Genomic DNA, 10,507 nt, shown 5'->3' on the forward strand with positions numbered 1-10,507 from the left:
TTGCCTAGCGTTTTTGCAGTATTTGCTGTGCGTCCGATGCGCGAGCATGCATTGCCAGCCCCCTGAAATCCTGCGGGCGGTAATAGTGGGACGGCACCGGCAGAGAATGCATCGCATCCGTCGGCCAGAGTTGCAGTTCACCCAGCTTTGCCAGCCAGAACCCCTGAACCTGCAGCGGTAACATCAGGCGTTGTGGGGCGGTGTTTTCGAACGGCGGCAGAGCCGGCAGGCGATTGCTGCCGGTCGTGTAATCCCGTTTTAAGACCAGAAACTTCTCCGGTACCCGGCGCTGGCTGTCCCACCAGTCGCCGTCAATCCCGTCAAACTGCCGCTGAGTTGCCCTGATGGAGACAGCGCCAAGCTGGTGCAGGGCCTGGGGGAGCAAATTCTCCATGGCCTGGTTGTAGGCCGTTAGGGAAACCGCCTGCCCCTGCAAGATAGCATCGATCGCCAGCCGTGATCCCAGCAGGTTGGAATACAAATCTTCCGGTGAAAAAGCCGAGACCTCCTCAGAAAACCCCGGTACCGACTGATAGCCATACCACTGTGCCACTTCATGCCACGCCGCCATTTGAAAGGCGAGTTCTCCTGCCAAATACGCCGCGAGCGTATAGCGCTGCGCAGCATCCTGAGGCGGGGTAAAGGCGTTCAGCTGGATACGGCGTATTGCCAACTCGGGGCTAAGATCGATATTCCATTGCTGGCCCAATCGGGGTAACAGTTGGCTGAACAGGAAAAGGGTATTGTCGGCGGTGTCGCGCACGTGAGCGATATCGATAAATCCCCCGCGGCGGGTGTACATCACCCCCAATTGCTCGCTGCCAAGTCCCATCAAGTTGCTAACGGCATTGAAAGCGCTGTCGTTATAGTGGTGACGGCCAAGCCGGTCGGCATCCACCAGGTTACCCAACTGATAAAAGGGGACTGGGATACCCCAAACTTGCGCTTTGAGGTTGTAGCCAAAGGCACAGCAGGGGCGCAAACCATCCGGCGGGGACAGCGGCGCAGCCACCGGCCAGGCGATACGGCTTTCGTTGATGGGTTGCGAGGTCACCAACGTTTCCACGGGTTTGGCAGATAGCGCGGAAGTAAACGACAACAAAACCAGCAGTACAACAGAGCGCATTAAAAAGCTTCCCCAACCTGAAAGTAAAATCCACTGCTGCCACGTCCGATGCCAAAATCGAGCCGCACGTTCATTTTCGGTTTGAATTCAAAACGGTAACCCGCTCCCAGCGTGGGTAACCAGGGCCCCTGGCCCAAATCGCCGGCCTTGCTACTTAGCGTTCCCGCACCGGCCCAAAGAACGTAACCGTGGCGCCAGTTCAGCTTGCGACGATACTCGATCTGGCTGCTGAACACATTTCTGTCGCGATAGCGGCCTTGATAATAGCCGCGCATGCGTTTGTCGTCACCCAGGCCGGACAGCCTGTCCCAAGGCACCTCGCCCGTCGTCAGGCGGCTGTAAGCGTCTAACGCCAGCACGCTTTTCGCACTCAAGCTGTGGTAGGCATTGTACTGGCCTTCTACAGCATTGAAACGGCTGTCGCCGCCCAATTCTGGCGCAAAATAGGTGTCGCTCAGGCGAAGATACTGGCCACGGCTGGCATTAGAAACGAAGTCGCGCGTATCGTAACTCAGCGAACCGCTGACTCCTGAACTTAGCGATGAAACGCCGGCTTTTTGGGCCCTTAACAGGCTACTGTCATCCTCATCAGTCTTGCTGGCGTGCGTCGAGGAAAAATCCCAGCCAACCCCCGCGTAGGTGGCATTGGCAATGCGATACAGCAGCTGCGGGGCTATCTGGAATGCCTGCTGCGTGTACTTTTCTTTGTTGCCGTTGTTATGCCCAGCCTGGTAACCGGTGCCCCAGAAATAGGTGGGCATATTATTCAGCGAGCCGTCGGCAAAAAAACGCCATTGGTCGTCAGCGAAAAAACTGTGGTTTTGGAAACCGACGCCGAAGGCACCGGTGGTGCTGAAAAAGCCCTTTAACGCCAGCGTCGAGTTTTGGCTGACTTTATCCTGGCTGTCCGGGCGATATATCCCCACGACGGCGGTACCGATACCAAGACCGAGTTCTGGCGTATAGAACGGGCCGGGCAAGACCCCCCAATCGATGGCTTTGCTGCTGTCGAATTGGTTGTCAGACCCCAAAGGGGCCAACATTTCATCTATTTGCTGGCGTGACAACAAAGTGGCGTGAGCTCCGGGTAGCAGAACCAACAATACCAGCGGCAAACTGCGGATCGATATTGCCATCAGAAGCGATATTCACCGGAGACCATAAAGCTGTTACGTTCGCTAAAGCCAAATTCGGTCAACAGGTTAAAGTGCCTGGTGATCTCGTATTGCGTGCCAATCAGTACGTTCCACGGCGATTGCAGGTGCTGTTTCACGTCAAAACGGCCTTCACCCTGCTGATTGGCCATCATCATCAGGCTCTGAAGTTCGGTTGGCATTTTTAAATCACTCAGGCTGCCTTTGAACCTCTGCTGGACGTCCTGATACATGGTGCCGACCCACAGGTTGAGATGGGTTTGGCCACTGATACCGGGCACCAGGAAGCGGTAACCTACCCGAGGCGACACCGTCAGTGCGGAAATCTGACCATCAAGGATATCGAAATTGGTGCGGGTGTAGTTGGTATCGACCGAGGTGAACCAGTTCTCATATCCCCCAACCAGCGTGAAACCGGCGCCGTAAGTGGTGCCTTTAAAATCGAGCTTAAAATCCAGATCGCGCAGTTGCCCACTTTGATTCATGCGGTGCACCTGACCCGCGATAACCTTGTTCAGGAAGCCTTTTTGTTGACTGGGATCGGCGTCTACGGAGACCTGGGACAACGAGCTGCCTTTGGTATGGCCGATGATGCCGTAAACATTGAGGAATGGCAGTACCCAGGTGTCCAGACGCATGGTTTCCGTTTTGCTTTTCTCGCGAGTTTTGCCCACGTCGATGTTGAACAAATTGGATGGCAAGGGAGTTTTGCCCAGGCTGAGGCCGGAAAATTGGATACTGTCGACATCGATATTTTGCCGCATGTTCATGTAGTTGATGCCGATCCCGAAGGGTTCCGGCAGATCATAACCACGGGCGCGTGCTTCATCCCCCCAAATCGGCAACAGGCGATGCTCAGGCTGGGGTTTTGCCTTGGGCGCATCGTTATGCTGGGCTGCGGGTAAGGCGTTAGGGGTGGTGAAAAGGGGGCGATCGGCGCTATCAATGAGTTGCTCTGTGGCGGCAGAATCAGGCTGCTGCGCCAGAGCCAGTGTAGGGATAAAAGGGACGACGATCAGGTTCAGGATTTTAAAATATAGCGGTTTCATTCATTCGGCCATGACTCTGATAAGTTAAGTAGGCTTATCGGGTTTCAGGAGTAGGTGGCGGAAGAATATAGAAAGGCATGCTGGTTTTATGGTTATTACGTGCGACTTGCCGGTGTTATTTTTCGGCTAAGTGAATCAGGATGCCATTGCTGGCATCCTGATATGTGGTTCTTATTACTGACGTTTCTTCAGCAAGCGTAGGGCGTTGGCGGTGACCAGCGCGGTAGCGCCAGAGTCCGCCAGCACCGCCAGCCACAGCCCGGTCAGGCCCATCAGGGTGGTGATCAGGAATATCCCTTTCAGCCCCAACGCAATGGTGATGTTCTGGCGGATATTGGCGTGTGTAGCGCGTGAGATGCGGATCATCTCCGCCACGCCCAGCAGCCGATTGTGCGTCAGCGCCGCGTCGGCGGTTTCCAGCGCCACGTCGGTGCCACTGCCCATGGCAATACCGATGCTGGAGGCTTTCATTGCCGGCGCATCGTTGATGCCATCGCCGATCATCGCCGTTGGGCGCAGCTCGCTCAACTCGGTTACCGCCCTCACTTTATCTTCCGGCAGCAAACCGGCACGGTAGTCCAGCCCCAGCTCGGCGGCAATCGCTGCGGCCGCTCGAGGGTTGTCGCCGGTTAACATTACGCCGTTGATCCCCAACGCATTCAGTTCGGCAATCGCCTGCTTGGCGTCGCTGCGCAGCGTATCGCGCAGGGCCAGCAGGCCGATCGGCACGCCATCTTCCAGTACCACTACCGCCGTTTTACCGGCATTTTCCAACCGTTCCACCTGGTTAGCACCTTGCTGATTGAGCAAGCCTGCAGCCAGTTTGGCCGGTGTACTGATCAGCACGGTTTTACCGTCGACAATGCCTTCCACACCGACGCCGGCCAACGCACGACGGTTCTGTGCCGGCGGCAAAGGAGCACCATATTGTTCGGCGCGATTGATAATGGCCTGCGCCAACGGGTGATGGGAGCCGGCTTCTACCGCCGCGGCAAGGATCAACAGTGACTGTTCGCTGATGCCGCTAAGCGGCAGCACATCCGTCACCGTCGGTTTGCCTTCCGTCAAGGTACCGGTTTTGTCGAAGGCGATGGTTTGCACCTGGCCGAGCTGTTCCAGCGCCGCGCCACCTTTAATCAACGCGCCGCGACGGGTTGCCGCCGCCAGTCCGGAGGTAATGGCTGCCGGAGTGGAAATCACCAGTGCACAAGGACAGCCGATCAGCAACAGGGTCAGGCCGCGATAAATCCAGACATCCCAGGGTTGAGCATACATCAACGGTGGCACCAGAATTACCGCGATGGCCAGCAGCATAATGGCCGGGGTGTAGTAACGGCTGAAACGGTCAAGGAAACGCTCGATCGGCGCACGGCGTTCTTCGGCTTCCTCAATCAGCTGCAGGATACGGTCGATGGCGTTTTTGCCCGGCTCGGAAATCACCTTCATCTGCGCGGCCTGATCGACCGACAAACTGCCCGCCGCCACTTTCTGACCTTGCTGACGTTCGACCGGGACCGACTCGCCGGTCAGGGCGCTTTCGTCGAAGCTGGCGAACGGGTTGAGCAGTTCGGCATCGGCCGGAAGGCGACCGCCGGGGGCAATTTCAATCACATCGCCGGGACGCAAGCTGGAGACCGGCACGCGTCTACGCTCGGTACCCTGCAGCAGCAGGGCATCTTCAGGAACCAGCTCCATCAACGCTTTCACGCCACGACGGGCGCGGTTGGCGGCGTAGGATTCGAGCATTTCGCCGACCATAAACAGCAACAGCACCATGGCCGCTTCGGCGGTAGCGCCGATAAACAGCGCGCCGATGGCTGCCACGCTCATCAGCGTTTCGATGGCAAACGGCGTGCCGGAGCGGATCAGACGTATCGCCTTGGTGGCGACCGGTGCCAACCCCACCAGCGTGGTGGCGATAAAGGCGATGCGGCTCAGCTCTGGATTGACCATGCTGAGTGCCCAACTGACGATCATCAGCGCGGTGAGCAGCAGCAACGGGCCGAATTCACCCAGGCGTGAAGGTTTAGGCGGCTCGGCTTGGTTTGCCTGGGTGCCGAGCAGGGTAAACCCGGCTTGTTGCACTGCGTCCTGGATGCGCAGGCTAAGGTTCGACTGGCCGTCTACCACCAGCTTTTCGGTGGCGAATAACACCCGTGCATTTACGACACCCGGGATGGCAGTAACGGCATTTTCAATCTTTTTAGCGCAGCTGGGACAGTCCATACCCGTGACTTTCCAACTGTAGCGCTTGCTGCCGGAGAGAGGGGCGGCAGCGAGCCTGTCACTTTCCTCGTCCGGATCGCCATGATCGTCAGCGCTGCAACAGCTGGCGCCATGATCGTGAGCATGAGAGTGTTCGCCAGGGTTGACAGCGTTTTGTTTTTCACTGCTGCAACCGTGCTGGGTTTTGCTGTGGCTGTGATTGCACCCGCAGCCACCTTCGGCATGGTTATGTTCCTGATGATTGTGATTTTCATGGTTATGCATAACGTCCCCCCTCAGGGCAGTTAATGAGCTTCTTGAAACCAACTCTACACCCTGGAGTCCACTCCAGAGTCAAGCGACGGATGAGAATTATTGCTAATGGCGCACCGGAGGGAGAATTGGGGTATTTCTTTTTTCCCATGTCGTTTATCAGGGGGCGACGAGCGTGAAGGACTCGGAAGGCACGAGGTGATTAGTCAAAAAAAGAAAATGTTATTCCTGCGGGAACTAAAAAGTACCGGCGGCTAATAATAAAGAGTTATTAATCTATAACGCTTTAGCAAAATTTAACTTTTAGCCGTCTAAATCCCAGCACGATTCGCTTGGCTCTGCAGGCCGCATTTTTGTTGGAGTTTGTTACCAACTCATGGCATTTAAGTTTCATTAATATTGTAAAGAACGTAAAAAACCAGCATAAATCGCCTTCGAAACGATAATAAATGGCTGATTATTTTATGTGCAGTTTTATACCGCTGCCTATAATTGGAATCGATTACCATTTATGGTGGTAATCTTATTTGCTGATATATATGCATTAATTCTCTCTAACACACTGCCGGCAACGGCGCATAAACTCCTTCCCGTAAGCGTACGGTTCGTTCTCCGTGGCTTCCTGGCAGGTTATGTCTATCTGTCTGATTGAAAACAATCAGCTAATGAGTGGAATCGAACCAATGCAATCTACTAAAAAGGCAATTGAAATTACTGAATCCAGCCTTGCGGCTGCGAGCTCCGCTTACAATGCAGTAGATGATTTGCTGCATTATCATGAGCGAGGCAACGGGATTCAGGTTAATGGCAAGGACTCATTTTCTACCGAGCAAGCCGGGCTGTTTATTACCCGCGAGAACCAAACCTGGAACGGTTATAAAGTTTTTGGCCAACCGGTTAAATTAACGTTCTCTTTCCCGGATTATAAATTCTCTTCCACCAACGTCGCCGGCGATACCGGACTGAGCAAATTCAGCGCGGAACAGCAGCAGCAGGCTAAGCTGTCGCTGCAGTCCTGGTCTGACGTGGCCAATATCACCTTTACCGAAGTTGGTGCCGGCCAGAAGGCCAATATCACCTTCGGTAACTACAGCCAGGATCGTCCCGGCCATTATGACTACGATACCCAGGCTTACGCCTTCCTGCCGAACACCATTTATCAGGGCCAAAACCTGGGCGGGCAGACTTGGTACAACGTCAACCAGTCCAACGTGAAACATCCGGCCAGCGAAGACTACGGCCGCCAGACCTTTACCCACGAAATTGGCCATGCGTTGGGCTTGAGCCATCCGGGCGATTACAACGCCGGTGAAGGCAACCCGACCTACAGAGACGCCAGCTACGCCGAAGATACTCGTGAGTTCAGCCTGATGAGTTACTGGAGCGAAACCAACACCGGTGGCGACAACGGCGGGCACTACGCTGCGGCGCCACTGCTGGATGACATTTCCGCTATTCAGCATCTGTATGGTGCCAACCAGACCACCCGTACCGGCGATACCGTGTATGGCTTCAACTCAAATACCGGCCGTGACTTCCTCAGTACCACCAGCAATTCGCAAAAAGTGATCTTTGCGGCCTGGGATGCGGGCGGCAATGACACCTTCGATTTCTCCGGTTACACCGCTAACCAGCGTATTAATCTGAACGAGAAATCTTTCTCCGACGTGGGTGGGCTGAAAGGCAACGTGTCCATTGCCGCAGGTGTGACCATCGAGAACGCGATTGGCGGTTCAGGCAATGACGTGATCGTCGGCAATGCGGCCAACAACGTGCTGAAAGGTGGCGCGGGCAACGACGTGCTGTTCGGCGGTGGTGGGGCTGATGAGCTGTGGGGCGGTGCGGGCAAAGACACCTTTGTCTTCTCTGCGGTCAGCGATTCTGCGCCGGGTGCCTCCGACTGGATCAAGGACTTCCAGAAAGGTATCGATAAAATCGACCTGTCATTCTTCAATCAGGGCGCGCAGGGTGGCGATCAGATCCACTTCGTCGATCATTTCAGTGGCGCTGCGGGCGAAGCCTTGCTGTCTTACAATGCGTCGAATAACGTCAGCGATCTGGCCCTGAATATTGGCGGCCATCAGGCCCCGGACTTCCTGGTGAAGATCGTCGGCCAGGTTGACGTCGCCACTGACTTTATCGTTTAACAGTGCCGGTGCTAACGCCCGGCGCCGGTTGGCCGGGCGTTATACAGGAGACGATATGAAGGGCAGCTTAGCGCACGCCGCCTTAGTGGCAGGCGGCATGATGGTTACGGGGGCAGTTATGGCCAGCAGTTTGGTTCTTCCCAGCGCGCAATCATTGGCGGGGCAATGGCTGGTCGCCAATGCCGAACAACAATGTCAGATTGAGTTTTTGGCCGGTGAACAGAGTGAAATCAACGGCTACTCATTGGTTGATCGGCAGCACTGTTTGGAAAAGGTGTTAACCGCCGAGGTGGTCGGTTGGCGCCCTGCACCGGACGGCATCGCTTTGCTGCGGGCGGATGGCAGTACGCTGGCGTTCTTCTCGCGCGATGGCGATATTTACCGCAACCAGCTTGGCGCGGATGACGGACTGACGCTGAAAGCGCTGGTATAACAACAGCGGGTTCGGCAGTCGAACCCGCCCTGAGCAGCCTTACAGATACAGCGAACGTACGATCAGGAAATGGCCGGAGAAATAGCAGAAGGCCACCAGCGCATCCGCGGCGCGGAAGGTCCAGCGATAGCGGTTAACCAGCCACACCACGTTGGCCAGCAGCAGCAGTGAAGTGCCCGCCAGCAGCGAGAAACCGAAATCGGTGCTGCGCATAAAGTACTGCTCACCCGCCAGCCACACCATCAGCAGCGTCATCGCTACATAAGTGGCGATCGGCCAACGCATTTCTTCCAGTCGCGTCCAAATTGTTGCCAGTAACAGCACGCCGATAATCAGCAGCGCCAGCGGCAGCGGCCAAAACAGGCTGAAGGTCATCTGACTGGCGAAGCTCAGGGTATACAGCAAGTGCGACAGGAAAAAGGCACCGATGGCGTAAAGCACGCGTTCGCGCGGCAGCAGCAGCAAGGTGTCGGCGATTAAGGTTGCCAGCAGGCCGAGGACGATCAAATACCTGCAGGCCCAACACCGGCGCTTGCAGGCCAGCAATAACAACAGCAGCAGAGTGATGGGCTTAAACACCCAGCGCTGCCAGCGAGGTCCACGGTAGGAGGCATCGACGAACAGCCAACCGGAAAAGAATACGGCAAGGAACGGCCAACTCATTATGTCTTCCTTATTCATTGTGGAACCACAGCAACCGGTTCCAAATTGTTACCAGTGTCACTTCCTGTTTGCAGTGTAGGCAGCGCCTCTGCGATCGACAATGCTTTCTTGCTGATGAACTGTAACTTATTTGCAGAGTAAGAAAGGGAGCCGTGGTTTTTCTCGGGAAAATTTACTGACAATGGCTGCTCGACCCGCCGTGAATCATTTTCTAAGAACAATAACTGCCCGATGCGAATGCTAATTAATTAGTAATTAATGCTGCCGTGACAATAATAGCTAAGGATTAATCTTAGAGTCTCATTACTATTTAGCACGTTTGGTAACTGTATTTGCATTTTTGGCTTTTTTAAACCCGCCATCGGTCCTGTTTGATACATGATGTTTCTGGGGAGTTATGCAATTGGAAATAAGAAAATATCTGAATGAATCAGAAATAAAAAAAATGATAAAAATATAAAGGGAGGACTAAACTCGGTCAGGGACAGCTGTATGATCACCATGTGCTTTGTTCACGTTTGCGGGCCAGCGAGTTAACCGTATGACGCTGGAACAATATAGAACTCGCCGAGCGGCGGGTTTTATTTCGCGACTGAAAAATGGTCTGTCGGTTCAGCACCCATTACAACCGGATGAGACCCTGATGCTTAAACGCTGGCTGGATGACCGTAAAGACAGCCCGCATGCCGGCCACCCTGGTTGTTTTTGTCGCGCAAGGGCGGCCGGCTATCGCGCCAGCAAATCTACCGACTGATCCGCGATTACGGTAAAGCGGCCTGTCTCGAATTACCTGCCCATCCCCACATGTTGCGTCACGCCTGCGGTTATAGCCTGGCAAATAAAGGTATGGATACCCGGTTGATACAAGACTATCTCGGCCACCGGAATATTCAGCATACGGTACTCTATACCGCCAGCAATGCCCAACGATTCAAAAGAATTGAATTTTAACTTTCGGCCAGGGCTTAATTCGCGCGAAATGGTCACAGCGTGATAATTAAGCGATGGCTTTTTTTCTATTGGCCATTGATTTAATGTTTAAGGCCTATTCAGAGTGGACGAGGCAGTTTTTTTGGGGCCCGGCATGGTAGTGCTCGGCGGCGGCAAACAGTGCCACCTCATGGGGCACATTAAGTCGGCGCATAAGATTGTGTTTTTGGCCACTCACCGTTTTGACGCTTTTCCCCAGCAACTGCGCGGTCGCCGTGACGCTGCCGTTGCGCAGCAGGGCGGTCAACACTTGCTGTTCCGCTGCCGGTAAGGCAATCTGCGCGGTTGCATGCTGTGGGCCGTAAAGCAGCGCCCCAGCGCATAGAGTTCGCCGTTATGTTGCAAACCGGCTTTGTCCATGGCCCGTTTTTATGGCTGGAAATGGTGCGGATATCTCGGTTCATGCGGGCAGCCAGCTGCCAGGGGTGCATGCGCCAAGCAATGTCAGCAACACCCGACTCTCTGTT

10 protein-coding genes are annotated in these 10,507 nt (G+C 54.9%); 5 read left to right on the forward strand and 5 right to left on the reverse strand.

The window, feature by feature from the left end:
• Nucleotides 1–4 precede the first annotated feature (4 nt).
• From EBA31_RS26680 to EBA31_RS26695, 4 genes are all read right to left on the reverse strand, one after another.
• Complete coding sequence (locus EBA31_RS26680; protein ID WP_162302925.1) at nucleotides 5–1,126, reverse strand: DUF4056 domain-containing protein; 1,122 nt, start codon at nucleotides 1,124–1,126, stop codon at nucleotides 5–7.
• On the reverse strand, nucleotides 1,126–2,262 hold the full coding sequence (locus EBA31_RS26685; RefSeq protein ID WP_122080564.1) for a BamA/TamA family outer membrane protein: 1,137 nt from the start codon (nucleotides 2,260–2,262) through the stop codon (nucleotides 1,126–1,128). Before EBA31_RS26685 ends, EBA31_RS26680 begins: the two co-directional genes overlap by 1 nt.
• A complete protein-coding gene (locus EBA31_RS26690; protein WP_116691456.1) occupies nucleotides 2,262–3,329 on the reverse strand; it encodes a hypothetical protein in 1,068 nt (355 codons plus the stop codon). The genes EBA31_RS26685 and EBA31_RS26690 overlap by 1 nt, the downstream gene beginning before the upstream one ends.
• A gap of 174 nt (nucleotides 3,330–3,503) precedes the next feature.
• Nucleotides 3,504–5,819, reverse strand: a complete 2,316-nt coding sequence (locus EBA31_RS26695; RefSeq protein ID WP_122076529.1) for a zinc/cadmium/mercury/lead-transporting ATPase — start codon at nucleotides 5,817–5,819, stop codon at nucleotides 3,504–3,506.
• A gap of 671 nt (nucleotides 5,820–6,490) precedes the next feature.
• Here EBA31_RS26695 and EBA31_RS26700 point away from each other — a divergent pair.
• Nucleotides 6,491–7,954, forward strand: a complete 1,464-nt coding sequence (locus EBA31_RS26700; protein WP_020824798.1) for a serralysin family metalloprotease — start codon at nucleotides 6,491–6,493, stop codon at nucleotides 7,952–7,954.
• Nucleotides 7,955–8,009: 55 nt separating this feature from the next.
• Nucleotides 8,010–8,387 carry an AprI/Inh family metalloprotease inhibitor gene (locus EBA31_RS26705; protein ID WP_122076532.1) on the forward strand — a complete coding sequence of 126 codons (378 nt, stop codon included), beginning with the start codon at nucleotides 8,010–8,012 and terminating at the stop codon, nucleotides 8,385–8,387.
• 39 nt (nucleotides 8,388–8,426) lie between these two features.
• On the opposite strand, the gene EBA31_RS26710 is transcribed toward EBA31_RS26705, so the two are convergent.
• Nucleotides 8,427–9,050 (reverse strand): lysoplasmalogenase, encoded by a 624-nt coding sequence (locus EBA31_RS26710; protein WP_122080565.1) that lies wholly within the window; start codon nucleotides 9,048–9,050, stop codon nucleotides 8,427–8,429.
• Nucleotides 9,051–9,591: 541 nt separating this feature from the next.
• Here EBA31_RS26710 and EBA31_RS27280 point away from each other — a divergent pair.
• The 3 genes from EBA31_RS27280 to EBA31_RS27145 all read left to right on the forward strand — a co-directional run bounded on the left by EBA31_RS27280 (nucleotide 9,592) and on the right by EBA31_RS27145 (nucleotide 10,311).
• The gene (locus EBA31_RS27280; protein WP_162302860.1) at nucleotides 9,592–9,804 is read left to right on the forward strand and encodes a hypothetical protein; all 213 of its coding nucleotides are present in this window, start codon (nucleotides 9,592–9,594) and stop codon (nucleotides 9,802–9,804) included.
• Nucleotides 9,756–10,001 carry a tyrosine-type recombinase/integrase gene (locus EBA31_RS27285; protein WP_369982352.1) on the forward strand — a complete coding sequence of 82 codons (246 nt, stop codon included), beginning with the start codon at nucleotides 9,756–9,758 and terminating at the stop codon, nucleotides 9,999–10,001. The genes EBA31_RS27280 and EBA31_RS27285 overlap by 49 nt, the downstream gene beginning before the upstream one ends.
• A 103-nt stretch (nucleotides 10,002–10,104) precedes the next feature.
• The gene (locus tag EBA31_RS27145) at nucleotides 10,105–10,311 is read left to right on the forward strand and encodes a hypothetical protein (RefSeq protein ID WP_238387490.1); all 207 of its coding nucleotides are present in this window, start codon (nucleotides 10,105–10,107) and stop codon (nucleotides 10,309–10,311) included.
• The last annotated feature ends 196 nt before the right edge of the window (nucleotides 10,312–10,507 follow it).

The organism is Serratia sp. P2ACOL2 (genome assembly GCF_003691565.1).
In the GTDB taxonomy this organism is placed as follows: domain Bacteria; phylum Pseudomonadota; class Gammaproteobacteria; order Enterobacterales; family Enterobacteriaceae; genus Serratia; species Serratia liquefaciens.